Genomic DNA, 25,340 nt, shown 5'->3' with positions numbered 1-25,340 from the left:
GAAAAAGCGCGGAGAAAGCGGGCAACCGCCGGGTCTGGTGCGCTGGCCGGCATTGTAGCGTTTCCGGTGCGCCGCACGCCGTGGCGGTGCAAAACAGCCCGGCAACGTGCACCGCCAATGTGCCTTCGTGCCTCGACGATTCAGGGATTACCCTTGGTCTTGCAAAACTCTATTTTCTTGTTCGTGCGTTGCGTGTAAATTCATTTTCACGAAAACGGCGTGCATCAGACGACGTCCAGACCAACCGCTTCCACCATGCAAAAAGGCCATTCGATCTCAGACCGCATTGCGCGCAGCCTGCCGACGCTGACGCCGGCGCACCGCCGCATGGCGGAATACGTGCTGGCCAATCTGTTCCGCGCAGCGACCATGCGCATCGACGAATTTGCCGCGGCGGTGGAGGTGTCGGTGGCCACGGCCAACCGCTTTGCGCGGGCGCTGGGGTTCGACGGCTATCCGCAGTTCCGGGCCGAGCTGGTGCGCGGCTTCGAGGCCACGCTGGCTCCGGTGGAGCGGCTGCGCAGCGAGCTGGAGCGGCCCGCGACCGCGGCCGAAGTCTTCGCCGCCTCGCTGGAAGATGCCGCGGCCAACGCGGAAGCCACGCGGCGCGGCATCGACCCGGAGGCCTGCGAGCGCGCGGTCTCGGCGATCCTGGCGGCGCAGCGTGTCTACGTGGCCGGTTTCGGCGCCAGCGGTTTCCTGGCGGGCCTGCTGCAGCACGGGCTGGAAATGCACTGCCGCATGGTGACCTCGGTGGCGGGCGCCGGCGGCGCCTCGCATGCGGCGCGGCAGCTGTTCAAGCAGCAGCCAAGCGACCTGCTGATCGTGATTGCCTTCCCGCGCTACGTCACGGACACCATCGAACTGGCCGAGCGGGCCAAGTCGCGCGGCGGCCAGGTGCTGGCGCTGACCGACGGGCCGACCTCGCCGCTGGCGCCGCTGGCCGATATCGCGCTCTACGCGCAGGCCGGCAACCGGCTCTCGGCCAACTCCGATGCCACCGTGCTGGCGCTGATCGAGGCGCTGTGCGGCGCGGTCGCGCACCGGGCCGAGCGCCCGGTCAAGGCCGCCGCCGAAATGACCGAATTCCTGCTGCCGTGGCTGTACGGCACGCCGGCCGCGGAGTCCGCGGGCCGTGCCGCGCCCGGCACCCCGCAGTCCACCGAAGCCACGGCTGGCGCCACGCGCGGCCGATCCTCCAACACCCGCAAGTCCTGAGCATCCACATGCAACCAGCAGTCATTGCCATCCACGGCGGCGCCGGCACCATCACCCGCGCGGCGATGGACGCCGCCCGCGAACGCGAATACATCGAAGCGCTGCAACACGTGCTGCAAGCCGGCCAGCGCATCCTGGCCGAGGGCGGCAGCGCGCTCGATGCGGTCACCGAGGCCGTGCGCCTGCTGGAAGAATGCCCGCTGTTCAACGCCGGCAAGGGCGCCGTGCTGACCCATGCCGGCACCTATGAGCTCGATGCCGCGGTGATGGACGGCGCCACGCTGGCAGCCGGCGCGGTGGCCTGCGTCACGCGCCTGCGCAACCCGGTGCTGGCCGCGCGCGCGGTGCTGGACCACAGCGAGCACGTGCTTTTTGCCGGCGCCGGCGCCGAGGCCTTTGCGCAGTCGCAGGGGCTGGAACTGGTGGGCCCGGACTACTACTTCACGCAGGCCCGCCATGACCAGTGGCAGCGTGCGCTTGGCAACGCCGGCATGGCGCTGCTGGACCACGATGGCGCTGCGCTGGTGGCGCAAGGCAAGACGCAGGCGAGCGACCCGATCGATCCGGACAGCAAGTTCGGCACCGTCGGCGCGGTGGCCTGCGACGGCCGCGGCAACCTGGCTGCGGCCACCTCCACCGGCGGCGTGACCAACAAGCAGGTGGGGCGCGTGGGCGATACCCCGGTGATCGGCGCGGGCTGCTATGCGGACGACGTGGCGGCAGTGTCTGCCACCGGCACCGGCGAGATGTTTATCCGCACCGTGGCCGCGCACGACGTGGCTGCCCAGATGCGCTATGCGGGCCTGTCGCTCGAGGAATCAGCGCGGCGCGTGGTGATGGAGAAGCTGCCGGCCATCAACGGCCGCGGCGGCCTGATCGCGGTGGACCGCGCCGGCAACGTCACGCTGCCTTTCAACACCGAAGGCATGTACCGCGGTTTCGCCCGGGTGGGCGAGGCCGTGAACGTGTCGATCTACGGCTGAGCGCCATCCCCCTGCATCACCCGGCAATACAAGGAGTTCCAGTGGCCACTTCCCCTATGCAAGCCTCCCAGTCCGGCATCGTGCTGCCACCGCAGCGCGTGGTCTCGGTGAACGGGCTGACCGTGCGCTTTGCCACGTCCGAGCGCACCGTCGAGGCCGTGCGCAACCTGTCCTTCCATGTCGACCGCGGCGAGACGCTGGCGGTGGTGGGCGAGTCGGGCTCGGGCAAGTCGGTCACGTCGCTGGCGCTGATGCGGCTGGTCGAGCATGGCGGCGGCAAGATTGCCTCCGGCAGCATGGCGCTGCGCCGGCGCGGCGGCGAGGTGATCGACCTGGCGCGCGCGGACAACGCCACGCTGCGCAGCGTGCGCGGCGCCGACGTGGCGATGATCTTCCAGGAGCCGATGACCTCGCTCAACCCGGTGTTCCCGGTGGGCGAGCAGATCGCCGAATCGATCCGGCTGCACCAGGGCAAGAGCCGCGCCGCGGCGCGTGCCGAAGCGCTGCGCATGCTGGAACTGGTGCGCATCCCCGAGGCGCGCCGCGTGCTGGAGCGCTATCCGCACCAGCTCTCCGGCGGCATGCGCCAGCGCGTGATGATCGCGATGGCGCTGTCGTGCAAGCCGGCGCTGCTGATCGCCGACGAGCCGACCACGGCGCTGGACGTGACCATCCAGGCCGAGATCCTGCAGCTGATCCGCGGCCTGCAGGCCGAGATGCACATGGGCGTGGTCTTCATCACGCACGACATGGGCGTGGTGGCCGAGGTGGCCGACCGCGTGCTGGTGATGTACCGCGGCGAGAAGGTGGAAGAGGGCACTTCCGACGATGTGTTCCGCGCGCCGGCGCACCCGTATACGCGCGCACTGCTGTCGGCGGTGCCGCGTTTGGGCGCGATGAGCGGCACCGACCTGCCGGCCAAGTTCCCGCTGCTGCGACTCGATAGCGCCAACGCCGAGCCGGTCGCACCGCAGGACACGGTGACGCCGGGCGTGGCGCCGATCCTGCGCGTGCAGGACCTGGTGACGCGCTTCGACGTGCCCGGCGGCCTGTTCGGCCGCGTCACGCGGCGCGTGCATGCGGTCGAGAAGGTCAGCTTCGACCTCTATCCCGGCGAGACGCTGGCGCTGGTGGGAGAGTCCGGCTGCGGCAAGTCCACCACGGGCCGCTCGCTGCTGCGCCTGGTGGAAAGTCAGAGCGGCACCATCGAGTTCGCCGGGCAGAACATCAGCAAGATGGAAGGGCCGGCGCTGCAGACCCTGCGCCGCAATATCCAGTTCATTTTCCAGGACCCGTTCGCCTCGCTCGATCCGCGCGTGCCGGTCGGTTATTCGATCATGGAGCCGCTGCTGGTGCACAAGGTCGCCAGCGGTAAGGAGGCCGAGCAGCGCGTGGCCTGGCTGCTCGACAAGGTGGGGCTGGACGCATCGCATGCGGCGCGCTACCCGCACGAGTTCTCCGGCGGCCAGCGCCAGCGCATCTGCATTGCGCGCGCGCTCGCGCTGAACCCCAAGGTGGTGGTGGCCGATGAGTCGGTGTCGGCGCTGGACGTGTCGATCCAGGCGCAGATTGTCAACCTGATGCTGGACCTGCAGCGCGAGCTTGGCATCGCCTTCCTGTTTATCTCCCACGACATGGCGGTGGTGGAGCGCGTGAGCCACCGCGTGGCGGTGATGTACCTGGGCCAGATCGTCGAGATCGGCCCGCGCCGCGCAATCTTCGAGAACCCGCAGCACCCGTACACCAAGAAGCTGATGTCGGCGGTGCCGATCGCCGACCCGGCGCGGCGCCACCTGCGGCGCGAGCCGCTCAACGACGAGATCCCCAGCCCGATCCGCGCGGTCGGCGACGAACCGGTGGTGCAGCCGCTGGTGCAGGTCGCCGGCAGCGGGTCGCTCGGCCACTATGTCGCCCGGCATGCCGTCGGCGGCGCCTATTGAAGTCCTGGAAGTCACCAAGTTACCAAGGAGAATCGACGATGTCTGCACGTATGGTTTCGCCCCGATGGGTGGCCGGCGCCTTTGCCGCCGGCACGCTGGGCATGCTGGTTTCGGCCCCGGCTTTCGCCGCCAAGGATGCCGTGATGGCGGTGAGTTCGACCTTCACCTCGCTGGATCCGTACGATTCGAACGACACGCTGTCGCAGGCGGTTGGGAAGAGCTTCTACCAGGGCCTGTTCGGCCTGGACAAGGATATGAAGCTGGTCAATGTGCTGGCAGACAGCTACGACGTCAGCAAGGACGGCCTGACGTATACGATCAAGCTGAAGAAGGGTATCAAGTTCCACGACGGCACCACCTTCGACGCCGGCGCCGTCAAGGCCAACCTGGACCGCGTCACCAACCCGGCCAACAAGCTCAAGCGCTACACGCTGTTCAACCGTGTCGCCAAGACCGACGTGGTCGATGCCAATACCGTCAAGGTCACGCTGAAGGAGCCGTTCTCGCCGTTCATCAACGTGCTGGCGCACCCGTCGGCGGTGATGATCTCGCCGGCCGCGCTGCAGAAGTACGGCAAGGAAATCGCCTTCCACCCGGTCGGCACGGGCCCCTTCGAATTTGTCGAATGGAAGCAGCCCGACCACCTGAAGGGCAAGAAATTCGCGGGCTTCTGGAAGACCGGCTACCCGAAAATCGACACTATCACCTGGAAGCCGGTGGTCGACAACAACACCCGCGCCGCGATCATGCAGACCGGCGAGGCTGACTTTGCCTTCAGCATCCCGTTCGAGCAGGCCGCGGTGCTGAAGAACAGCGCCAAGGTGGATCTGATCGCCTCGCCGTCGATCATCCAGCGCTACCTGTCGCTGAACACCATGGTCAAGCCGTTCAACGACCCCAAGGTGCGCCAGGCCATCAACTATGCCATCAACAAGGACGCGCTGGCCAAGGTCGCCTTCGCTGGCTACGCGGTGCCGGCCGAAGGCGTGGTGCCGCCTGGCGTGGACTATGCCGAGAAGCTGGGCCCGTGGCCGTATGACCCGGCCAAGGCGCGCGCGCTGCTGAAGGAAGCCGGCTATCCGAACGGCTTCGAGACCACGCTGTGGTCGGCCTACAACCATACCACCGCGCAGAAGGTGATCCAGTTCGTGCAGCAGCAGCTGCAGCAGGTCGGCATCAAGGCCTCGGTGCAGGCGCTTGAGGCCGGCCAGCGCGTGGAGAAGGTCGAGAGCGTGCCCAAGCCGGAAGATGCCGGCGTGCGCATCTACTACGTGGGCTGGTCGTCGTCGACCGGTGAATCGGACTGGGCGCTGCGTCCGCTGCTGGCTTCGGAGTCGATGCCGCCCAAGCTGCTGAATACCGCGTACTACAAGAACGACCAGGTCGACGCCGATATCGCCGGCGCGCTGCGCACCACCGATCGTGGCGAAAAGGCGCGCCTGTACAAGGACGCCCAGGAACGCATCTGGAAGGATGCGCCGTGGGCCTTCCTGGTGACCGAGAAGGTGCTGTTCGCGCGCAGCAAGCGGCTGAGCGGCGCCTATGTGATGCCGGATGGATCGTTCAATTTCGAAGAGATCGATATCAAGCAGTAATGGGTGAGGCGAGGGCCGGGACTTCGTGGAAGCTCCTGCCCTCTCCCCCGGCCCCTCTCCCGCAAGCGGGAGAGGGGAGCAAACAACGGGTGCCGGCTGTAATCCCATCCAAAGAGCAGTAAGCAGTAAAGCAGTACGCCGAGGTGGCCGCCTTGCCCGCGTCGCGGGGTCGCAGGCGGGCGGCCTGCGGCCTCTGCTGCTGCATTTCTTTCTGGTGTGTCATGCTGAATTACTTCCTCAAACGTGTGCTGGGCGTGATCCCCACGCTGCTGATCGTGGCAGTGCTGGTGTTCCTGTTCGTCCACCTGCTGCCGGGCGATCCGGCGCGGCTGGCGGCGGGCCCGGAGGCCGATTCCGCCACCGTCGAACTGGTGCGCAAGGACCTGGGCCTGGACCGGCCGATGCACGAGCAGTTCGTCAACTTCTTTTCCAATGCGGTCCGCGGCGAGTTCGGCCATTCGCTGCGCACCAAGCGCCCGGTCAGCGAGGAGATCGGCGACCGCTTCATGCCCACGCTGCTGCTGACGGTGGCGTCGATGGCCTGGGCGGTGGTGTTCGGGATGGCGATCGGCATCGGCTCGGCCGTATGGCGCAACCGCTGGCCGGACCGGTTCGGCATGACGCTGGCGGTGTCGGGCATTTCGTTCCCGGCCTTTGCGCTGGGCATGCTGCTGATGGAAGTGTTCTCGGTGCAGCTGGGCTGGCTGCCGTCGATCGGCGCCGACAGCTGGAAGCACTACGTGTTGCCTTCGATCACGCTGGGCGCGGCGGTGGCCGCGGTGATGGCGCGCTTTACGCGGGCCTCGTTCGTCGAGGTGCTGCAAGAAGATTTCATCCGCACCGCCCGTGCCAAGGGCGTGCGCGAGACGCTGGTGGTGGCCAAGCACGGCCTGCGCAACGCCATGATCCCGGTGGTGACGATGATGGGCCTGCAGTTCGGCTTCCTGCTGGGCGGCTCGATCGTGGTGGAAAAGGTGTTCAACTGGCCGGGCCTGGGGCGCCTGCTGGTCGATGCCGTCGAGATGCGCGACTACCCGGTGATCCAGGCCGAGGTGCTGCTGTTCTCGCTCGAATTCATTCTGATCAACCTGGTGGTGGACATGCTCTACACCGTGATCAACCCAACCATCCGCTACAAGTGAGGCCGGCATGACTGAGCTTTCCACGCCCGCCGCAGCGCAAGCGGCACCCGCCACCGCCCCCGTGCCGGAGGCCGTGCGCACGCCCTGGACCGAGTTCTGGCGCAAATTCCGCAAGCAGCACCTGGCGCTGGGCGCCGGTGCCTTCGTGCTGGTGCTGGTGGTGATTGCCATCGTGGCGCCGCATATCGTGCCGTACGACCCGGAGAACTACTTCGACTACGACGCGCTCAACGCCGGCCCGTCGGCCGCGCACTGGATGGGCGTCGATTCGCTCGGACGCGACATCTTCAGCCGCATTCTGGCCGGCGCGCGCATCTCGCTGGCGGCGGGTTTCCTGTCGGTGATCATCGGCGCGCTGATCGGCACCGTGCTGGGCCTGCTGGCGGGCTACTACGAAGGCTGGTGGGACCGCATCGTGATGCGCATTTCCGACGTGCTCTTCGCCTTCCCGGGCATCCTGCTGGCGATCGGCATCGTGGCCATCCTCGGCAACGGCATGACCAACGTGATCTTCGCCGTGGCCATCTTCAGCATCCCGGCGTTTGCGCGGCTGGTGCGCGGCAATACGCTGATGCTCAAGCGGTTGACCTATATCGAGGCGGCGCGCAGCATCGGCGCATCGGACTGGACCATCCTGATGCGGCATATCCTGCCGGGCACGGTGTCGTCGATCGTGGTGTATTTCTCGATGCGGATCGGCACCTCGATCATCACCGCGGCCAGCCTGTCATTCCTGGGGCTGGGCGCGCAGCCGCCCACGCCGGAATGGGGCGCGATGCTCAACGAAGCCCGCGCCGACATGGTGACCGCGCCGCACGTGGCGATCTTCCCCAGCCTGGCGATCTTCCTGACCGTGCTGGCCTTCAACCTGCTGGGCGACGGCCTGCGCGATGCGCTTGACCCCAAGATCGACCGCCGTTGAACCTGAGCCGCTGAACATGACCGCATCGACAACGGGCGTGCCGCGTGTCGGCAGCCTGCCGGCAGGTCCGCTGGACAGCATCGCCGACGTGGCCGGCGTGACCGTCGGCCATTGCACGCTGGCGGATGGCGCCGTGCAGACCGGCGTCACCGTGATCCGTCCGCATGGCGGCGATCCGTACCGCGACAAGGTGCCCGCCGCGGCCACGGTGCTCAACGGCTTTGGCAAGAGCATCGGGCTGGTGCAGGTGGACGAACTGGGCGTGCTGGAAACCCCGCTGGCGCTGACCAATACCTTTTCGGTCGGCGCGGTCGCGCAGGCGCAGATCCGTGCGGCGGTGGCGGCCAATCCGGAGATCGGCCGCGCGCTGCCGACCGTCAATGCGCTGGTGTTCGAGTGCAATGACGGCTACCTGAACGATATCCAGCGCATGGCGGTGGAGGGCAGTCACTATGAGGCGGCCCTGGCCGGTGCCGGTCATGACGTCGCGCAGGGAGCGGTCGGTGCCGGACGCGGCATGTCGGCATTCGGCGTCAAGGGTGGTATCGGCACTGCTTCACGCCTGGCCGGTGGCTATCGCGTGGGCGCGCTGGTGCTGGCCAATTTCGGCACGCCGGAATCGTTGACCGTGGCCGGCCGGCTGGCCGGTCCGGAACTGGTGCAGCGCCTGGCGCAGCCCGACACCGCGGCGCAACCGGAAAAGGGATCGATCATCATGATCCTCGCCACCGACGCCCCGCTGGATGCGCGCCAGCTGCGCCGGCTGTCGCTGCGCGCCGGCGCCGGGCTGGCGCGTACTGGCTCGGTGTTCGGGCATGGCTCGGGCGATATCGCAGTCGCGTTCTCGAGCGCGTACACCGTGCCGCACGACACCGCCCGGCCGATGCCGGCCGTCGCCATGCTGCATGAAACCCATCTCGACCCGCTGTTCCGCGCCGCGGCCGACAGCGTCGAGCAAGCCATCCTGCATGCCCTGTGGCATGCCGCACCGGTGCAGGGCCGCGACGGCCACGGCCGGCGCGCACTGCTGGACGTGATGCCCGAACTGGGCCAAACCGCCTGATGAAGATCCTTGTTTCCACCGATATCGAAGGCGTGGCTGGCGTCTTCCACGCCGAACAGACGCGCCCCGGCAACGGCGAATACGAACGCGCCCGCGCCTGGATGACCGGCGAAGCCAATGCCGCGGTCGATGGTGCCTTTGCCGGCGGCGCGACTGAAGTACTGGTCAACGATTCGCACGGCGGCTTCCGCAACCTGCTGCCGGACCAGCTCGATCCGCGCGCGCGGGTGGTGCTTGGCAAGCCGCGCTACCTTGGCATGATGGCCGGCGTCGAGGCCGGAGTCGACGGCGTGCTGATGATCGGCTACCACGGCCGCGCCCAGAGCCGCGGCGTGCTGGCGCACACCATCAACAGCGGCGCGTTTGCGCGGGTCTGGCTCAACGGCAAGGAACTGGGCGAGGCGGGCCTGTACGCCGCGCTGGCCGGCGAGTTCGGCGCTCCGGTGCTGATGGCCAGCGGCGACGATGTCTTCGTGCAGGAAACCCATGCGCTGATGCCGTGGGTGCGCTATGTCGAGACCAAGTCAGCGGACGGCTTCGGCAGCGGCACCTCGCTGTCGCCGGCGGCGGCGCGCGAGGCCATTGCCGCGGCGGCCGCAACCGCGGTGCGCGAACGCGCGCAGGCGCAATGCCTGCACATCGCCGCGCCGGTGACTTGCACCCTGCAGACCCTGACGCCCGCGCACGCGGACCTGTTCTGCCAGTGGCCGGCGCTGGAGCGCCGCGACGGCGTGACGCTGTCCTTCCAGGCCGATTCGGTCCAGGCGGCGGTGCGCATGCTGAACTGCCTGTCGGCGATGTCGTTCATGCTGAAGTAGGGCAGGGCAGATTCGCCGGGGCGGTCGCGCAGATCGGCGACAATGGCGGGTCTAGCAATTCAGGCATGAGCCGCAACGCATGACCCAGGCACACGACGGGGGCTGGATCCCCGTGCGCAAGGACTTCGTCGACCCCGCCACGCGCTGCCATGCGCGGGGCGCGAGCCGCCGCCACCATGGCTTTCCGACCGGGCAGGCTTATATCCTGCGCGACGCCGCAGGGCATGAATACCCCTTTGGCGACGACTGCGCGCGTGCCGCGGTGCCGCATCCGGGCCTGCTGCTGCAGGTGCCGGACTACACCGAGCGCGATGTGGTGCCGCGCACGGCCTTGCCCGAGGTGGCGCCCCCGGCCCGCCGGCGCGATCCCGGCCAGGCGCAGGCCGCCGAGCGCGCCGCCGCGATCCGCTACCTGGTGCTGCGCATGGAGAAGGTGGCCGCGGTGCCGCGCGTGCAGCCGACAGTGCGTTTCCCGGCGCTTGAGGGCGTCTACGAGCAGTACCAGCGCACTTGCGACATCGGCATGGCGCAAGTGCGCCGCATCCTGGCGATCGAGCGCAGCCCGTCCACCCCGCCGCGGCTGCGCGCCACCAACCTGCTGGACGTCTATACCGCGCATATCAAGCTGGAATGGCTGATCGCGGGGTCCAACAGCGTCGACAACATCCGCTTCCTGCGCAGTCTGCACGACTGGCTGGCCCGTCACCTGGTGCTGACCGCCGGCCAGCTGGCCGCGGCCGGGATCGAGATGCATCCGCAGGCGTTCACCGCGCCCGGCATCTGGGGGCCGGGGACAGAGCCCGCGCCGGCATCGCCCGGGTACGCATCCGGATCGCTGTTTTAGCTGCGGGTGGCAAGACCTGCGGATTTGGCGTCTAATGCCTGCATCGCATCAGCCGGTCACGCCATGAGCCATTTTTCTCGCAGCTACGCCGAAGCCCGCCAGAAGTTCCTTGACGCCGCGCGCACGGCCGGGGCCGCGCTGGCCCAGTTCCCGCACCCCACCAAGCGCGGCAGTGCCGGCGAGGACCTCGCCATCGACGTGGCGCTGGCCGGTCCGGCCGAGGCCCGCCGCTGCCTGATGGTGACCTCGGGCACGCACGGCGCCGAAGGCTTTGCCGGATCCGGCGCGCAGGTGACAATGCTGCACGACGCCGCGCTGCTTGCCGATTGCGCCGCCGCCGACACCAGCCTGCTGCTGGTGCATGCGATCAATCCCTACGGTTTTTCCCACCTGCGCCGGGTCAACGAGGACAACGTCGACCTGAACCGCAATTTCATGGACTTCACCCAGCCGCTGCCGTACAACGAGGCCTATGCCGAGATCGCGCCGCTGCTGGTGCCGGCGCAATGGCCGCCGTCCGACACCGACCAGGCGCAACTGATGAAGGCCGTTGCCGAGCGCGGCATGCCGTGGTACCAGGCCGCGGTCAGCCGCGGCCAGTACCAGGACCCGGGCGGCATGTTCTACGGCGGCGACAAGGCTGCCTGGAGCAACTACACGCTGTGCCGCATCCTGGCGCGCTTCGGCGCCGGGCGCGAGGCGCTGCGCTGGATCGACGTCCATACCGGACTTGGCCCCTGGGGCTACGGCGAGCCCATCCACATGGGCCCGGACACGCCGGAATCGCTCACGCGCACGCGCGCGATCTGGGGCGCGCGGGTAACCTCGATCTACGATGGCTCGTCGACCTCGGCCAACCTCACCGGCCTGGCCTGGCACGCGGTGCTGCAGACCCTGCCCACCATCGACTACGCCGGCATCGCGCTTGAGTTCGGCACGCTGCCGGTGGGCGAGGTGCTGGACGCGCTGCGCGGCGACCACTGGCTGCACCAGCACCCGGAAGCCGACGAAAACCAGCGCGCGCTGGTCCGCCAGGCGATGTGGCGTGCCTTCTATGGCGATACCGACGACTGGCGCGAGGGCGTGGTGGCGCAGGTGACCGACGCAGTGCGGGACACCATTGCCTCGGCCTAGCCGGCTCTGGCCGCAAGCGCCTTCTGGTAATGTCTCGACGTTGGCGGTAGAGTGCTGAGCCAGGCACTGCCGCCATGCCTTGGCCGGCACGAGCAGCAGCCGCGCCGCGGTCAGAAAACTACCAGAAACAAGACGGAAGAGGTCGGGGCAGGCCCGGGCGCATGATCCTGCGCGTCGCCGCGGCCTGGCGCACGGCGTCGCTTCCGGCATCAGCTCGGCAGGGAGGCCGGTGCGATGACCCTCTATGAACTGAAGCCCAGGTTCCAGGCCCGGTTGCGCCCCATGGTGCAGGACCTGGCGCAGCGCGGCGTGACTGCCAACCAGGTGACGCTGGCCGCCGCGGCCGGCTCCCTGGCGGTGGGGGTGCTGGCCACGCTGGGCATGCTGGTGGCCGAGACCCCGGCGCTGTTCCTGCTGTTCCCTCTATGGTTGTTCCTGCGCATGGCGCTCAACGCCGTCGACGGCATGCTGGCGCGCGAGCACGGCCAGCAGAGCGTGCTGGGTGTCTACCTGAACGAGCTTGGCGACATTGCCTCGGACCTGGCGCTGATCCTGCCGCTGGCCGCGCTGCCGGACTTCAGCCTGGGCCAGGTCGGCACCTTCGCGCTGCTGGCGGTGATCGTCGAGGCCACCGGGCTGATCGGCCCGCTGGCCGGGGCCAGCCGGCGCTACGACGGCCCGCTGGGCAAGAGCGACCGCGCCTTCGCGGTCGGCGCGATCGCGCTGTGGGCCGGTGTTGGCCTGGGCTTTGGCGCGGCCGCCAGCTGGCTGTGGCTGGTGCTGTCGCTGCTGTCGCTGTTTACGATTGCCAACCGGGTGCGCCGCGGTGTCGCCGAGGCCCAGTCCCGCACAGCGGAGTAGCGAGATGGACCGACCGTCGACGCGCCAGCCGCAAGAGCGGCAATTCGAGACCCACGACCGCCAGACGCTGTTCTATCGGCACTGGCCGGCGGTGGAGGGCCCGGCGCGCGGCGCCGTGGTGTTGTTCCATCGCGGCCATGAGCATTCCGGCCGGGTCGCCCACCTGGCCGACGAACTGAACCTGCCCGGCTACGAGATCTTTGCCTGGGATGCGCGCGGCCACGGCCGTTCGCCCGGCGAGCGCGGCTACAGCCCCAGCCTGGCGGACTCGGTGCGCGATATCCAGACCTTCACCACCCATATCGCCGAGGTCCACGGCATCCCGCTGGAACGCACCGCGGTGATCGCGCAGAGCGTGGGCGCGGTGCTGGCCGCCACCTGGGTGCACGACTACGCGCCGCCGATCCGCGCGCTGGTGCTGGCCTCGCCCGCGTTCAAGGTCAAGCTCTACGTGCCCTTTGCGCGGCCGGGGCTGAAGCTGATGCAGCGCCTGCGCGGCAAGTTTTTCGTCAACAGCTACGTCAAGGCCAAGTTCCTCACGCACGATCCCGAGCGCATCGCCAGCTACGACAGCGATCCGCTGATCACGCGCCCGATCGCGGTCAATATCCTGCTGGACCTGTACGACACGGCGGAGCGCATCGTCGCCGATGCCGCGGCGATCACGGTGCCGACGCAGCTGCTGATCTCCGGCGCCGACTGGGTCGTGCATCGCGGGCCGCAGGACCGCTTCTATGAGCGCCTGGGTGCGCGCACCAAGGAGCGCATCGTGCTGGACGGCTTCTATCACGACACGCTCGGTGAGCGCGACCGCAAGCTGGCGGTCGATGCCGCGCGCCGCTTTATCCTGCGCGAATTCGACATGCCGTCGGCGCCGCGCTCGCTGCTCGATGCCGACCAGATCGGCCCGTTCCGCGAGGAATCCGACCGCCTGGCGTCGGCGCCTGTCGGGCTGGCCGCCTGGTACTGGCGCGCGGCGCGGGCCAACCTGAAACTGGGCGGAATACTGTCGGACGGGGTGCGGCTGGGCCATGAGACCGGCTTCGACTCGGGCTCGACGCTCGACTATGTTTACCGCAACGCCCCCTCGGGCCGCGGCAAGCTGGGCCGGCTGGCCGACCAGCAGTACCTGGACGCGATCGGCTGGCGCGGCATCCGCCAGCGCAAGGTCCACGCCGAGGCCCTGATCGCCGAGGCCGTGCGGCGGCTGCGCGCGGGCGGCATGCCGGTGCGGATTGTCGACATCGCCGCCGGGCACGGGCGCTATGTGCTTGAGGCGCTGGGCGCGCTGGATGGCGGCGCCGCGGCGGTCGAGTCGATCCTGTTGCGCGACTACAGCCCGCTGAACGTCGAGCAGGGCCGCGCCCTGATCGCCGCCAAGGACCTCGCGGACGTGGCCCGCTTCGAGCAGGGCGATGCCTTCGACGGCGACAGCCTGGCGGCGCTGGCACCGGCGCCGACACTGGCGGTGGTTTCCGGCCTGTACGAACTGTTTCCCGACAACGCGATGGTGCGGCGCTCGCTCGAGGGCCTGGCGCGCGCGGTGCCGCCCGGCGGCTACCTGGTCTACACCGGCCAGCCCTGGCATCCGCAGCTGGAATTCATCGCGCGCGCGCTCACCAGCCACCGCGCCGGCGCCGCCTGGGTGATGCGCCGCCGCTCGCAGGCCGAGATGGACGAACTGGTGCGGGCCGCTGGCTTTGACAAGGTGACCCAGCGCATCGACCCGTGGGGCATCTTCACCGTCAGCCTGGCGCGCAGGCGCGGCGCATGAGCACGGTGCCGACGGAGGTTGGCGCCGGGGCGCATTCGCAGCTGCCTGCAGGCAACCGGCCCTGGGGGCTGGCCTGCCTGCTGCTGGCGCTGGCCGGCGCGTTCTTTTTCTCCAGCTACGGCTTTGCCAACTGGCTGGCGAGCCAGCGCGCCAACGTTCCGGCGGTCTATTTCGAATGGGAGCAGGGGATCCCGTTCCTGCCGTGGACCATCGTGCCGTACTGGTCGATCGACCTGCTGTACGGCATCTCCTTCTTCCTGTGGCGCACGCGCGCGGCGCTGCTCACGCACGTCAGGCGGTTGGTACTGGCGCAGCTGGTGTCGGTGGCGTGCTTTATCGCCTTCCCGCTGCGCTTCAGCTTTGCCCGGCCCGAGGCCGACGGCCTGCCGGGCCAGCTGTTCACGCTGCTGGGCGGTTTCGACCTGCCGTTCAACCAGGCGCCGTCGCTGCATATCAGCCTGCTGGTGATCCTGTGGGTCGCCTTTGCGGCGCACCTGCGCGGCGGCTGGCGCTGGCTGCTGCACGGCTGGTTTGCGCTGATCGGGGTCTCGGTGCTGACCACCTGGCAGCACCACCTGATCGATGTGCCCACCGGCGCGCTGGTGGGCTGGCTGTGCGTTTACCTGTTCCCGATGCAACGGCCCGCTGCCGGCGCGCCGGATGCGCGCACGCGCCAGCTGTCGCGCCGCTACACCGTGGGCGCGCTGGTGGGGTTGCTGTGCGCGGTGCTGGCGGTGGGTGCGTCGGTGACGCTGGCGTTGCTGCTGTTGTGGGCCGCGCTGGCGCTGGCCTGCGTCGCCCGGATCTACGCGCTGGCCGCGCCGGCGTGGTTCCAGAAGGACGGCGATGGGATGATGGCCCCGGCCGCGCGCTGGGTGCTGGCGCCGTACCTGCTGGGCGCCTTCCTCAATTCGCGCTGGTGGACGCGGCGCGCGCCGCAGCCCAGTGCCATCGCGGACGGCATCTGGGTTGGCCGCTTCCCGACCCGCGCCGAACTGCGCGCGATCGGGGCGGACGCCGTCCTCGACCTGACCGCCGAACTGTCGCGCGCAGCCACCGACCCGGCGCTTGCGTATCGTTGCGTGCCGGTACTGGACCTGACCGTGCCGACGCCGGAGCAGTTGGACAAGGCCGTGGCTCAACTCGACGCCTGGCAGCGGCAGGGCCGCCGCGTGCTGGTCAGCTGCGCGCTCGGCTATTCGCGCAGCGCGCTGGTTGCCGCCGCATGGCTGGCGCGCCGGCAGGGACTGCGCGACGCCGGCGCTGCGCTGGCGTTGCTGCGCGAGCATCGCCCGGCGGTGGTGCTCGGGCGCGAACATGCTGAGGCGCTGCAACGCTGCCTGGACCGTCCCGCCATGCCGGAGCCCGATGATGGCCGCTGAGTTCACGCAAGGCACTGATGCCTGGATCGCGCACGCCGTCGCCGGGGCGCTGTCGGGCGCCGTGTGGATCGGCGCGGCCGGGCTGGCTTTCGGCGTGGCCACGGTATGGCTGGGGGTGGCCACGCCGGTCCCGCGCGTGCTGGCGGCCGCGTCGCTGCTGCTGGCGCTGCCCCAGGTCTGGCTGCTGCTGCGCGTTGCCATCGACCGCCGGCTGTTCGATGCGCTCGCGGCCGGGCGGCAGGACCAGCCCGACCTGGCCGGATTGGACGCCGCGCTGCTCGAACTGGGCTGGATGCCGGCGCAGCGCGCCGGCCGTCCGTTGCCGGACCGCGCCCGCGGTGCGCTGCGGCTGGTGCGCGCCAGCGCCGCGCTGACTGTGTGCCAGCTGGCGCTGGCCTTGCTGACCGTGATCCTGAGGTAACCAACCATGTGGCTTGCCCGCGCGACCGCGCGCGCCATCATCGTCTTCGCCCGGCTGCTGACCGGCATGCGCGCCAACTGGCAGGGCTGCATCCCCGCCGCGGTGCAGCGCGTCTACTTTGCCAACCACAGCAGCCACGGCGACTTCGTGCTGATCTGGGGCTGCCTGCCGCCCGACCTGCGCACAGTCACGCGCCCGGTGGCCGGTGCCGACTACTGGGATCGCTCGTCGCTGCGGCGCTTTATCGGCCGCGACGTATTCCACGCGCTGCTGATCGACCGCACCCGCAGCGAACCAGGCAGCGACCCGGTGGCGCTGATGCACGGCGCGCTGGCATCCGGCGACTCGCTGATCCTGTTTCCCGAAGGCACGCGCAATACCACCGACGCGCGCCTGCTGCCGTTCAAGAGCGGCATCTACCACCTGGCGCGGGCCTGCCCCGGGGTGGAGTTCGTGCCGGTGTGGATCGACAACCTCAACCGCGTGATGCCCAAGGGCGAAGTCGTGCCGGTGCCGCTGCTGTGCACCGTCACCTTTGGGCAGCCGGTGCTGCTGGCCGCCGAGGACAGCAAGGAAGCCTTCCTTGCGCGCTGCCGCGACGGCCTGCTCGCGCTTGCCCCGGAGCTGGAATGACCGCCATGCCCACTTTGCACTGGAGCCCCGAGACCTGGCTGCTGTTCGGCGGACTGTTCGGTGTGCTGCTGCTGGCCTCCACCGTGACCGCGCTGCTGCGCTGGCGGGTGGCGGGCGGCGGCCAGCACGCGGTGATCGACAACCTGGCGCAGCGCGTCTGGGCCTGGTGGTGGATGATCGGCATCATGGGCGTGGCCTTTGCGCTGGGCCGCACCGCGGTGATCGTGCTGTTCTACCTGCTCTCGTTCTTCGCGCTGCGCGAGTTCGTCACCATCATCACCACGCGGCGCGGCGACCATCACGCCATCGTCGCCGCCTTTTTCGTGTTCCTGCCGCTGCAGTACGTGCTGGTCTATATCGGCTGGTACGGCATGTTCTCGATCCTGATCCCGGTCTATGCCTTCCTGATCCTGCCGATCCTGGCGGCGCTGTCGTCCGAGACCACGCGCTTCCTGGAGCGCTGCGCCGGAGTGCAGTGGGCGGTGATGGTGTGCGTGTTCTGCATCTCGCACGTGCCGGCGCTGCTGACGCTGCCGATCCCGGGCTTTGAAGGCCGCAACCTGCTGCTGATCGCCTTCCTGGTGATCGTGGTGCAGGGCAGCGACGTGCTGCAGTATGTGTGGGGCAAGCTGTGCGGCAAGCGCAAGATCGCGCCGCTGCTGTCGCCGTCCAAGACCGTCGAGGGCTTTGTCGGCGGCGTGGCCAGTGCCACCGCGCTGGGCGCGGCGCTGTGGTGGATCACGCCGTTCTCGCCGTGGCAGGCCGGCGCGATTGCGCTGGTGATTGCGCTGATGGGTTTCCTCGGCGGGCTGGTGATGTCGGCGATCAAGCGCGACCGCGGCATCAAGGACTGGGGCCATATGATCCAGGGCCACGGCGGCATGCTGGACCGGCTGGACTCAGTGGTGTTCGCCGCGCCGGTGTTCTTCCATATCACCCGCTACTGGTGGGTGCCCTGAGCACCCCGGCCCTCACAGCTCCATCTCTTCGCACCACGCCACCACTGCATCGCGGAAGTCCTGGCAGATCGGCGACAGGTAGCCATCGGCGCGCCACAGCACGGCCAGCTCATGCTGCCACGACATGCCTGGCGCCTCGATCGCGGCCAGCCCCTGGCCCTCGGCCTGGTGCAGCATGCGCGGCGGCATGATGCCGAGCAGGTCCGAGTGCCGTAGCAGCTCGCCGAAGGCCACCGGCGACGCCGTGCTTTCCACCGCCACGCGCGGCGGCGGCAGCCCGACCGAGGTAAACCGTTCCTCCAGCCACTGGCGCAGGTAGAGCGAACTCGCCGGCACCACCCAGCGCTCGCCGCTCAGGTCGGCCAGCGTGCGGAAGCCCTCGCGGCGCGGATGGCCGGTGCGGGACACGATCTGCATGGTCAGCGGACCGAGCGGCAGCCAGGCAATGTCCGGCGGCAGGCTGGTCGGGCGCGCGCCCAGGATCAGGTCGGCCTCGCCGTTCTGCAGCATCGCCATCAGGCGCGCGCTCAGGTGGGTCTCGATCGAGAACGTGGCCAGCGGCCGGCTCAGGAAGAAGCGGGCCAGCAGCGGCGACAGCAGCGACGGCAGCAGGTAGGGGATGGCGCCCAGGCGCACCGTGCCCGCGCGCGCCGCGCGCTGCTCGGCCAGTTCGTTGCGCATGTCGCCCGCCGCCAGCGCGATCCGGCGCGCATGGGCGGCCAGGGTGCGGCCCACGCTGGTCGGCACCAGCCCGCGCGGGGTGCGCTCGAACAAGGGCATGCCGGCTTCGCCTTCCAGCCGCGCCAGCGTCTTGGACAGGCCGGACTGGGTCATGCCGAGGGTGTCGGCGGCGCGGTGCAGGTTGCCTTGCTCGATGACAACCAGGAAGGCTTCAAGATCCTCGAATCGCATGGGCGTGATGGCGCTGGGGTCGGTGCGGGCCATTGTAGCGCCGCACCTCCCCCGCGCCGGTCACGCAGGGCTTAGTGCGGCTCAGGCCATTGCCGCTGGGGTTCCGAGGCGCGCTCGAACCAGTGCGCCAGCTGCAGCACGCCCAGGTCGTCAAAGCGCCGGCCAGAGATCTGCAGCCCGATGGGCAGGCCGTCGCGCGACATGCCGCAGGGGATCGATGCCGCGGGCTGTTCGGAGTGGTTGAACACCGCTGTGAAGTGAGAGTCCTTGAGCGGCAGGTCGCCGCCGCTGTTGATGGCATCGGCGGCGAAGGGCAGCACCGGTGACACCGGCGAGATCACGAAATCATAGGGCTGGGTCGCGGCCACGGTGGCCTCGCGCAGCTGCTGCATGCGCGTGAAGGCCTGGAAGGTCTGCTCCGGCGTGAGCGTGCCGGCAAACTCGGCGGCCTTGCGGATGTAGCCTGCCGCCAGGCTGGCGCGCTCCGGCGGCATCCCGGCCAGGTCGACCCGGCAGCGCATGGTGAAGAAGTGCGCCATGCCGATGCGCATGTCCATGGTGGTCCAGTCGCGCACGGGTTCGACCACGGCACCGCCTTGCTCGAACAGGTGCGCTGCCGCCAGCACCGCCGCGCGGACTTCGGCATCGACCTGCCAGTCGCCGCTCGGGTCCAGCCACAGGCCGATGCGCAGCCCGCGGATATCGCGCTCAAGCTGCTGCCAGGCGACGTCCTGCGGAGGCAGGCTCATGTAGTCGCGGGCATCGGGGCGCGAGATCGCCTGCATCGCCAGCGCGGCGTCGGCCACGGTGCGCGTCAGCGGGCCGATCACGCGCGCGGCGGCTGGCGGATGGACCGGCACGCGGCCATGGCTGGGCTTCAGGCCGAAAACGCCGCAGAAGCTGGCGGGAATACGCACCGAGCCGCCGATATCCGTGCCCAGGTGGAGCGGGCCGTAGCCCGCCGCAGCCGCGGCGCCGGCGCCGGAACTGGAGCCGCCGGTGTTGCGGTCCAGCTTCCACGGGTTGCGCGTGAGCGGATGGAAGCTGGACGGCGCCGCGCCCAGGAAGCCGAAATCCGGCATGGTGGTCTTGCCGACCACGATTGCGCCGGCCTCGAGCAGGCGCGCCGCGGCCGGCGCATCGGCCGGTGCCGGCGCCAGCACGGTGGCGGCGCTGCCGAGCGGCACCGGCGTGCCGCGCGTGGCGATGTTCTCCTTCAGCGTCACCGGCACGCCGTCGAGCGGGCCGTTCGGGGTGCCGGCCAGCCAGCGCGCCTCGGCGCTGCGCGCGGCGGCCAGCGCTTGCTCGGCATGCACCACGTACATCGCACGGATGCCGGGCTCCCAGTGTTCGATGCGGTCCAGCACCGACTGCATGACTTCGAACGGGGAGAGTTCGCGCTGGCGGTAGTTGCTGAGCAGGTCGGCGGCGCTGAGTGCGTAGAGCGGAGTTTTCATGGTTTTGTCCAAGAGGGTTGGCTGGCGCTTGGGAATCTGCATCGCCGGCATTACTGCGCACCGAACGGGTAGTGGCGTCCCGGCGCGGCGGCCAGCAGCGCGCGGGTGTAGTCCTGGCGCGGCGACAGCACGACGTCGCGCGTGGCGCCTTGCTCGACCACGCGGCCCTTGTGCATGACGATCAGGCGGTCGCACACCTGGCTGGCCACGCGCAGGTCGTGGGTGATGAAGAGGATGCCGATGGCAAGCCGCTGCTGGATATCGGCCAGCAGCTTCAGGATCTGCGCCTGCACCGAGACGTCCAGTGCCGACACCGCTTCATCGGCGATCAGCACGCGCGGCTCGCACGCCAGCGCGCGGGCAATGCAGATGCGCTGGCGCTGGCCGCCGGAGAACTCGCTCGGGTAGCGGTGCAGCGCGTCGGGCCGCAGCCGCACCAGTTCCATCAGCGACTCGGCGCGTTGCCACGCCTGCGCGGGCGTCGCGCCGAAATTGACCGCGCCTTCGACGATGGACTGGCCCACCGTGCGGCGCGGATTGAGCGAGCGGTTGGGGTCCTGGAACACCACCTGCACCATGCGCCGGAACGCGGACAGCTGCGCGCGGCGCGGCAGTTGCTGCGCGGCTTCGGGCAGCACCTGGATATTGCCCGCGGACGGTTCGATCAGCCGCGCGATGCAGCGCGCCACCGTGGACTTGCCCGAGCCGGACTCGCCCACGATGCCGACGGTCTCGCCCGCCCGCACCTGCAATGACACATCGGTGGCCGCCTCGACCACGCGGCGCCGGCCCGGCCAGGCTCCCGAGACATAGGTCTTGCCGATGCCGCTGGCGTCGAGCAGCAACGCTCGCTGCGCCACCGACGGGCGCTGCGCGGGCTCCAGTCCCGGCACGGCATTGAGCAGCATGCGGGTGTAGTCCGCCTCGGGCTGGCGCAAGACCCGGTCTTTCGGCCCGCTTTCCACCTGGCGGCCAAGCTGCAGCACCACCACCCGGTCGGCAATGTCGGCGACCACGCCGAAGTCGTGCGTGATGAACAGCACCGCGGTCTGGTTCTCGTGCTGCAGTTCGCGCACCAGTGCCAGGATCTCGGCCTGCGTGGTCACGTCCAGCGCGGTGGTGGGCTCATCGCACACCAGCAGGGCCGGGCGCAGGATCAGCGCCATGGCGATGACGATGCGCTGGCGCTGCCCACCGGACAGCTGGTGCGGATAGGCGTCGTAGATCCGCTCGGGATCCGGCAGCCGCACGCGCGCAAAGATCGACAGCACGCGCTCGCGCCGCTGCGCGGCGCCCAGGCTGGTGTGCTGCGCCAGCATTTCCTCGACCTGCCGGCCGCAGCGCATGACCGGGTTCAGCGCGGTCATGGGTTCCTGGAACACCATGGCCACGCCGGTGCCGCGCAGTTCGCGCCGGCGTGCGGGGGTGGCCGCCAGCAGGTCTTCGCTGGCCAGCGCGATGCTGCCGCCTGAGACCTTCAGGCCTTCGGGCAGCAAGCCCATCACCGCGCGCGCGACCACGGACTTGCCTGAGCCCGATTCGCCCAGCAGGCAGACCACTTCGCCCGGCATGACGTCGAAGGAAACCCCCTGGACCGCATGCGGCCGGTCGGCGCCGGGCGGCAGGTCGATGCGCAGGTCGCGCACGCGCAGGCAGGGCGTGGCCGAGTCCGCGGCCGCGGACTCGGTCGTGTTCGTTGGCATCATCAGGCACTCCGCTTGCTGAACTTGGGGTCGAGGGTGTCGCGCAGGCCGTCGCCGAGCATGTTGACGGCCAGCACCGTTACCGCCAGGAAGGCGCCGGGCAGCAGCACGCTGTGCGGATGCGCGGTGAAATGGGCGCGCCCCTCGGCCATGATGTTTCCCCAGGTGGGGATGTCGGTGGGCAGGCCGATGCCGAGGAAGGACATCACCGCTTCCACCAGCATCGCGCCGGCGCAGATAAAGGTGCCCTGCACCAGCAGCGGCGCGATGGTGTTCGGCAGGATGTGGCGCAGCATCAGTTTCCAGGTCGGCGTATCGAGCGCGATGGCGGCCTCGACATAAGGCTCTTCACGTACCGACAGCACCACCGATCGGACCAGGCGCGCCACGCGCGGCGTGTCGGGCACGGTCATGGCCACGATCACCGTCAGCAGGCTGGGCCGCCAGGCGGCCACCAGCACGATGGCGAAGAGGATGCCGGGGATGGCCATCATGCCGTCCATCACGCGCATGATGAAGCCGTCCAGCCAGCGCACATAGCCCGATACCAGCCCGACCGCCAGCCCCAGCAGCACCGAGGCCAGCGCCACCGACACCCCGACCGCCAGCGAGACCCGCGCGCCGTACAACGTGCGGCTCCAGATGTCGCGGCCCAGGCTGTCGGTGCCCAGCGGGAACAGGCATTCGAAGGCATCGCCGGCCAGCGTCACGATCTCGGCGCGCGTGAAGGGGGCCAGCTGGCTGCTGGCGGGGTCCATGGTGTTGGGATCGATGGTGTAGAGCCAGGGCGCGGCCACGGCAAGGAACAGCATCAGGCCGAGGATGGTGCCGCCGGCGCGCACGGCACCGTTGGCCAGCACCGCGCGCAGCCGCGAGGGACGGGCGCCGGTGCCGGGCGGGGCGGATTCGATGGCAGTGGTGAGTGAGGTCATGGGGCCGGGTTTCCGTGGGAGATATCAGTAGCGAATGCGGGGATCGAGCAGCAGATAGCTCGCGTCCACCAGCAGGTTGATGACCACGTACGAGACCGAGAAGAACAGCGTGATGCCCTGGATCAGCGGGTAGTCGCGCGACAGCACGGCATCCACTGTGAGCTGGCCGACACCGGGAATGGCGTAGATGCTCTCGGTCACGACCACGCCGCCGATCAGGCCGGCCACGCTCAGCCCGATCACGGTGGCGATCGGCACCGCGGCATTGGCCAGCGCATGGCGCGTCAGCATGCGCCACTCCGGAATGCCCTTGGCGCGCGCGGTCTGCACGAAGTCCTCGGTCAGTGCTTCGGACACGGCGGCGCGGGTCGTGCGCGCCACCAGCGCGCACGACATCACCGACAGCGTGACGCAGGGCAGGGCCAGGTTGCGCAGCCATGGCCAGATGCCGTCGGCCAGGCGGCTGTAGCCCTGCGACGGCAGCCAGCCCAGGTGCAGCGAGAACACCCAGATCATTAGGTAGCCGGCCACGAAGATCGGCACCGAGAAGCCCAGCACGGAGCCGCCCATCACCAGGCGGTCGAGCCAGCGGCCGCGCCGGTAGGCCGCCAGCGTGCCCAGCGGCACCGCCGTCAGCACGGTCAGCACGATGGTCAGCGCCGCCACCGAGAGCGTGGGCTCCAGCCGCTGCGCGATCAGCGTGGTCACGGGCATCTTGTAGAAGAAGGAATAGCCCAGGTCGCCGCCCAGCACGTGGCCGAGCCAGCCGATGAACTGGCGCGGCAGCGCTTGATCCAGCCCGAGCTGGGTGCGGATGCGGGCGATGTCTTCCACGCTGGCGGCGTCGCCGGCAATGGCCGCGGCCGGGTCGCCGGGGGTCAGCCGCAGCAGCGTGAAGACGATGACAGCCACCACCGCCAGCACTGGCACGGTGGCCAGGCTGCGGCGGACCAGGAAATTCATCATGGCACTACCTCGTTGGGGGAAAGGGAGGTCAGCAGGCTGGCGGCACGGCAGCCGGGACCGCGGGCGCCGTAGCGGGCTATTGCTTGCGCACGTTCCAGTACAGCACCGCCGGTGCCGGCAGCAGGCCGCTGATCGCACCGCTGCGCACCACGGTGGGCGCCTTGCCTTCGCCGACGGGCGCCAGGATGCCGTTTTCGATGGCGCGCAGCTGGATCCTGGTGGCGATGTCCTTGCGCTGCGCGGCGTCCGCGGTTTCGATGAAGCGGGTCTTGAGGGTTTCCAGCTCGGCGTCTTCCGGCCAGCCGAAGTAGCCGCGGTCGCCGTTGCCGGTCAGCGGGCTGTAGGTGATGGGGCTGCTGGCGTCGACGCCGCCCCAGAAGGTGATGTAGGCATTCCAGCCGCCTTTCTCGGGCGGTTCCTTCCTGGTGCGGCGCGTGATCAGGGTGCTCCAGTCGGTGGCCTGCACGTCGACATTGAAGCCCACCTGCCTGAGCAGCTGGCCGTAGACCACCGGCAGGCGGCTCAGCGCGGGCGCATCGCCCGGCAGCATGATCACCACTGGCTTGCCGTCATAGCCGGACTCCTTGAGCAGCTTGCGCGCCTGTTCGAACTGCGGCTTGCCGGTGAAGAAGCCGGTCTGGTCGCTGGCATAGGGCGAGCCGCACAGGTAGATCGAGGCGCACGGCTTGTAGAAGTCGCGGTAGGTGGCCTGCGCGCGCAGCATCGCTTCCTGGTTGATCGCCAGCATCGCGGCCTTGCGCACCCTGGCGTCATTGAACGGCGGCACCTTGTGGTTGTAGATCACGGTGAAGGGGCCGGCGGGCATGATGTCGACCATCTGCACCCGCTTGTCGGTGCGCAGTTGCGGATAGTGCGATGACGGCACGACCTCGAGGATATCCACCTCGCCGTTGAGCAGCGCGTTTACCTGGGTCTGCGTATCGCGCAGGAACACCCATTCGACGCGGTCGACGTGCACGGCCTTGCCGCCGGCCAGGCCGGACGGCGCATCCTTGCGCGGCACATAGTCGGGATTGCGACGGTAGACCACGCGGTCGCCGGGCCGGAAGTCCTCCTTCTTCAGCGTGAAGGGGCCGGAGCCGGTCAGGTCGTCGATCTGCTTGTCGGCAGGCGTCTCGGCGACACGCTTGGGCATGATGAACGGCACCAGCGGGCTGGGCTTGCCCAGCGCATCCAGCACTGCGCCGAAGGGCTGGCGGAAAGTCATGCGCACCGTGGCCGGGCCTTCGGCAGTGATGCTGGCCATGGCTTCATACATGCGCTGGCCCAGCACGTCGCGCTTGCCCCAGCGCGCCAGCGAGGCGATTACGTCCTGCGCGGTGACCGGCGTGCCGTCATGGAACTTGAGCCCTGGCCGCAGCGTGAAGGTCCAGGTCTTGTTGTCGGCGCTGGTGCTGGTCTTGTCCACCATCTGCGGCCGGATCACGCCCTTCTCGTCCATGCCGAACAGGGTGTCGTAGATCATGAGGCCATGGTTGCGCGTGATGTTCGCGGTGGTCCAGACCGGGTCCAGGATCTTCAGGTCGGACGACGGCACGGTGCGCAGCACGGTCTCGGCGATTGCGCTGCCGGCGGACATGCATGCCAGGGCGCACAACGCGACGGCACCGGCACGGCGAAGCGGGATTGCAGACATCATGGTCATCATCTCTCGGGGGCG

Annotated in this window: 22 protein-coding genes; 16 read left to right on the top strand and 6 right to left on the bottom strand. The window is 69.3% G+C overall.

The genetic code is table 11. From position 1 onward, the window contains the following. The first annotated feature begins 255 nt into the window (after window positions 1-255). The 16 genes from AC3WQZ_RS07780 (at window position 256) to AC3WQZ_RS07705 (ending at window position 17,689) form a co-directional block, all read left to right on the top strand. Complete coding sequence (locus AC3WQZ_RS07780) at window positions 256-1,218, top strand: MurR/RpiR family transcriptional regulator (RefSeq protein WP_010814215.1); 963 nt, start codon at window positions 256-258, stop codon at window positions 1,216-1,218. An 8-nt stretch (window positions 1,219-1,226) separates the two neighbouring features. Continuing rightward, the gene (locus tag AC3WQZ_RS07775; RefSeq protein ID WP_011615493.1) at window positions 1,227-2,201 is read left to right on the top strand and encodes an isoaspartyl peptidase/L-asparaginase family protein; all 975 of its coding nucleotides are present in this window, start codon (window positions 1,227-1,229) and stop codon (window positions 2,199-2,201) included. A gap of 56 nt (window positions 2,202-2,257) precedes the next feature. Next, window positions 2,258-4,141: a dipeptide ABC transporter ATP-binding protein gene (locus AC3WQZ_RS07770; RefSeq protein ID WP_010814213.1), complete on the top strand. Its 1,884-nt coding sequence runs from the start codon at window positions 2,258-2,260 to the stop codon at window positions 4,139-4,141. 38 nt (window positions 4,142-4,179) lie between these two features. After that, window positions 4,180-5,736 (top strand): glutathione ABC transporter substrate-binding protein GsiB, encoded by a 1,557-nt coding sequence (gsiB, locus tag AC3WQZ_RS07765; protein WP_037024891.1) that lies wholly within the window; start codon window positions 4,180-4,182, stop codon window positions 5,734-5,736. 221 nt (window positions 5,737-5,957) lie between these two features. Continuing rightward, entirely contained in the window at window positions 5,958-6,878 is a 921-nt protein-coding gene (gsiC, locus tag AC3WQZ_RS07760) for a glutathione ABC transporter permease GsiC (protein ID WP_010814211.1), read from the top strand. Between the two features lie 7 nt (window positions 6,879-6,885). Next, the gene (gene gsiD / locus AC3WQZ_RS07755) at window positions 6,886-7,800 is read left to right on the top strand and encodes a glutathione ABC transporter permease GsiD (RefSeq protein WP_010814210.1); all 915 of its coding nucleotides are present in this window, start codon (window positions 6,886-6,888) and stop codon (window positions 7,798-7,800) included. Between the two features lie 16 nt (window positions 7,801-7,816). Next, window positions 7,817-8,863 (top strand): DmpA family aminopeptidase, encoded by a 1,047-nt coding sequence (locus tag AC3WQZ_RS07750; RefSeq protein WP_010814209.1) that lies wholly within the window; start codon window positions 7,817-7,819, stop codon window positions 8,861-8,863. Further along, entirely contained in the window at window positions 8,863-9,681 is an 819-nt protein-coding gene (locus AC3WQZ_RS07745) for a M55 family metallopeptidase (protein ID WP_058697983.1), read from the top strand. The genes AC3WQZ_RS07750 and AC3WQZ_RS07745 overlap by 1 nt, the downstream gene beginning before the upstream one ends. Window positions 9,682-9,760: 79 nt before the next feature. Next, window positions 9,761-10,525 carry a hypothetical protein gene (locus tag AC3WQZ_RS07740; protein ID WP_439667972.1) on the top strand — a complete coding sequence of 255 codons (765 nt, stop codon included), beginning with the start codon at window positions 9,761-9,763 and terminating at the stop codon, window positions 10,523-10,525. Window positions 10,526-10,588: 63 nt separating this feature from the next. Continuing rightward, a complete protein-coding gene (locus AC3WQZ_RS07735; protein ID WP_010814206.1) occupies window positions 10,589-11,659 on the top strand; it encodes a M14 family metallopeptidase in 1,071 nt (356 codons plus the stop codon). 234 nt (window positions 11,660-11,893) lie between these two features. Next, complete coding sequence (locus tag AC3WQZ_RS07730) at window positions 11,894-12,520, top strand: CDP-alcohol phosphatidyltransferase family protein (protein ID WP_010814205.1); 627 nt, start codon at window positions 11,894-11,896, stop codon at window positions 12,518-12,520. Between the two features lie 4 nt (window positions 12,521-12,524). Then, complete coding sequence (locus AC3WQZ_RS07725; RefSeq protein ID WP_010814204.1) at window positions 12,525-14,294, top strand: bifunctional alpha/beta hydrolase/class I SAM-dependent methyltransferase; 1,770 nt, start codon at window positions 12,525-12,527, stop codon at window positions 14,292-14,294. Next, window positions 14,291-15,676: a phosphatase PAP2/dual specificity phosphatase family protein gene (locus AC3WQZ_RS07720; protein WP_010814203.1), complete on the top strand. Its 1,386-nt coding sequence runs from the start codon at window positions 14,291-14,293 to the stop codon at window positions 15,674-15,676. Before AC3WQZ_RS07725 ends, AC3WQZ_RS07720 begins: the two co-directional genes overlap by 4 nt. Continuing rightward, a complete protein-coding gene (locus tag AC3WQZ_RS07715) occupies window positions 15,663-16,097 on the top strand; it encodes a hypothetical protein (RefSeq protein ID WP_231881345.1) in 435 nt (144 codons plus the stop codon). Before AC3WQZ_RS07720 ends, AC3WQZ_RS07715 begins: the two co-directional genes overlap by 14 nt. A 6-nt stretch (window positions 16,098-16,103) precedes the next feature. Then, window positions 16,104-16,730, top strand: coding sequence for a lysophospholipid acyltransferase family protein (locus AC3WQZ_RS07710; RefSeq protein ID WP_011615488.1), 627 nt, complete (start codon window positions 16,104-16,106; stop codon window positions 16,728-16,730). Next, window positions 16,727-17,689 (top strand): phosphatidate cytidylyltransferase, encoded by a 963-nt coding sequence (locus AC3WQZ_RS07705; protein WP_010814200.1) that lies wholly within the window; start codon window positions 16,727-16,729, stop codon window positions 17,687-17,689. Before AC3WQZ_RS07710 ends, AC3WQZ_RS07705 begins: the two co-directional genes overlap by 4 nt. A 12-nt stretch (window positions 17,690-17,701) precedes the next feature. On the opposite strand, the gene AC3WQZ_RS07700 is transcribed toward AC3WQZ_RS07705, so the two are convergent. From AC3WQZ_RS07700 to AC3WQZ_RS07675, 6 genes are all read right to left on the bottom strand, one after another. Further along, complete coding sequence (locus tag AC3WQZ_RS07700) at window positions 17,702-18,601, bottom strand: LysR family transcriptional regulator (RefSeq protein WP_010814199.1); 900 nt, start codon at window positions 18,599-18,601, stop codon at window positions 17,702-17,704. 71 nt (window positions 18,602-18,672) lie between these two features. Continuing rightward, complete coding sequence (locus AC3WQZ_RS07695) at window positions 18,673-20,058, bottom strand: amidase (protein ID WP_492300286.1); 1,386 nt, start codon at window positions 20,056-20,058, stop codon at window positions 18,673-18,675. 50 nt (window positions 20,059-20,108) lie between these two features. Then, complete coding sequence (locus tag AC3WQZ_RS07690) at window positions 20,109-21,764, bottom strand: dipeptide ABC transporter ATP-binding protein (RefSeq protein ID WP_058697988.1); 1,656 nt, start codon at window positions 21,762-21,764, stop codon at window positions 20,109-20,111. Next, window positions 21,764-22,693: an ABC transporter permease gene (locus AC3WQZ_RS07685; RefSeq protein ID WP_492300285.1), complete on the bottom strand. Its 930-nt coding sequence runs from the start codon at window positions 22,691-22,693 to the stop codon at window positions 21,764-21,766. The genes AC3WQZ_RS07690 and AC3WQZ_RS07685 overlap by 1 nt, the downstream gene beginning before the upstream one ends. 24 nt (window positions 22,694-22,717) lie before the next feature. Further along, window positions 22,718-23,659, bottom strand: a complete 942-nt coding sequence (locus AC3WQZ_RS07680) for an ABC transporter permease (protein ID WP_010814195.1) — start codon at window positions 23,657-23,659, stop codon at window positions 22,718-22,720. A 76-nt stretch (window positions 23,660-23,735) separates the two neighbouring features. Beyond that, a complete protein-coding gene (locus AC3WQZ_RS07675) occupies window positions 23,736-25,319 on the bottom strand; it encodes an ABC transporter substrate-binding protein (RefSeq protein WP_011615484.1) in 1,584 nt (527 codons plus the stop codon). Between the last annotated feature and the right edge of the window lie 21 nt (window positions 25,320-25,340).

It is taken from the genome of Cupriavidus sp. FW305-26 (assembly GCF_058787975.1).
This window is presented reverse-complemented; position numbering and strand designations above follow the sequence as displayed.

Excerpts from the sequence above, each read along its gene's own strand:
- AC3WQZ_RS07780 (WP_010814215.1), top strand. The coding sequence starts at position 256 with ATGCAAAAAGGCCATTCGATCTCAGACCGCATTGCGCGCAGCCTGCCG.
- AC3WQZ_RS07775 (WP_011615493.1), top strand. The coding sequence starts at position 1,227 with ATGCAACCAGCAGTCATTGCCATCCACGGCGGCGCCGGCACCATCACC.
- AC3WQZ_RS07770 (WP_010814213.1), top strand. The coding sequence starts at position 2,258 with ATGCAAGCCTCCCAGTCCGGCATCGTGCTGCCACCGCAGCGCGTGGTC.
- gsiB (WP_037024891.1), top strand. The coding sequence starts at position 4,180 with ATGTCTGCACGTATGGTTTCGCCCCGATGGGTGGCCGGCGCCTTTGCC.
- gsiC (WP_010814211.1), top strand. The coding sequence starts at position 5,958 with ATGCTGAATTACTTCCTCAAACGTGTGCTGGGCGTGATCCCCACGCTG.
- gsiD (WP_010814210.1), top strand. The coding sequence starts at position 6,886 with ATGACTGAGCTTTCCACGCCCGCCGCAGCGCAAGCGGCACCCGCCACC.
- AC3WQZ_RS07750 (WP_010814209.1), top strand. The coding sequence starts at position 7,817 with ATGACCGCATCGACAACGGGCGTGCCGCGTGTCGGCAGCCTGCCGGCA.
- AC3WQZ_RS07745 (WP_058697983.1), top strand. The coding sequence starts at position 8,863 with ATGAAGATCCTTGTTTCCACCGATATCGAAGGCGTGGCTGGCGTCTTC.
- AC3WQZ_RS07740 (WP_439667972.1), top strand. The coding sequence starts at position 9,761 with ATGACCCAGGCACACGACGGGGGCTGGATCCCCGTGCGCAAGGACTTC.
- AC3WQZ_RS07735 (WP_010814206.1), top strand. The coding sequence starts at position 10,589 with ATGAGCCATTTTTCTCGCAGCTACGCCGAAGCCCGCCAGAAGTTCCTT.
- AC3WQZ_RS07730 (WP_010814205.1), top strand. The coding sequence starts at position 11,894 with ATGACCCTCTATGAACTGAAGCCCAGGTTCCAGGCCCGGTTGCGCCCC.
- AC3WQZ_RS07725 (WP_010814204.1), top strand. The coding sequence starts at position 12,525 with ATGGACCGACCGTCGACGCGCCAGCCGCAAGAGCGGCAATTCGAGACC.
- AC3WQZ_RS07720 (WP_010814203.1), top strand. The coding sequence starts at position 14,291 with ATGAGCACGGTGCCGACGGAGGTTGGCGCCGGGGCGCATTCGCAGCTG.
- AC3WQZ_RS07715 (WP_231881345.1), top strand. The coding sequence starts at position 15,663 with ATGATGGCCGCTGAGTTCACGCAAGGCACTGATGCCTGGATCGCGCAC.
- AC3WQZ_RS07710 (WP_011615488.1), top strand. The coding sequence starts at position 16,104 with ATGTGGCTTGCCCGCGCGACCGCGCGCGCCATCATCGTCTTCGCCCGG.
- AC3WQZ_RS07705 (WP_010814200.1), top strand. The coding sequence starts at position 16,727 with ATGACCGCCATGCCCACTTTGCACTGGAGCCCCGAGACCTGGCTGCTG.
- AC3WQZ_RS07700 (WP_010814199.1), bottom strand. The coding sequence starts at position 18,601 with ATGCGATTCGAGGATCTTGAAGCCTTCCTGGTTGTCATCGAGCAAGGC.
- AC3WQZ_RS07695 (WP_492300286.1), bottom strand. The coding sequence starts at position 20,058 with ATGAAAACTCCGCTCTACGCACTCAGCGCCGCCGACCTGCTCAGCAAC.
- AC3WQZ_RS07690 (WP_058697988.1), bottom strand. The coding sequence starts at position 21,764 with ATGATGCCAACGAACACGACCGAGTCCGCGGCCGCGGACTCGGCCACG.
- AC3WQZ_RS07685 (WP_492300285.1), bottom strand. The coding sequence starts at position 22,693 with ATGACCTCACTCACCACTGCCATCGAATCCGCCCCGCCCGGCACCGGC.
- AC3WQZ_RS07680 (WP_010814195.1), bottom strand. The coding sequence starts at position 23,659 with ATGATGAATTTCCTGGTCCGCCGCAGCCTGGCCACCGTGCCAGTGCTG.
- AC3WQZ_RS07675 (WP_011615484.1), bottom strand. The coding sequence starts at position 25,319 with ATGATGTCTGCAATCCCGCTTCGCCGTGCCGGTGCCGTCGCGTTGTGC.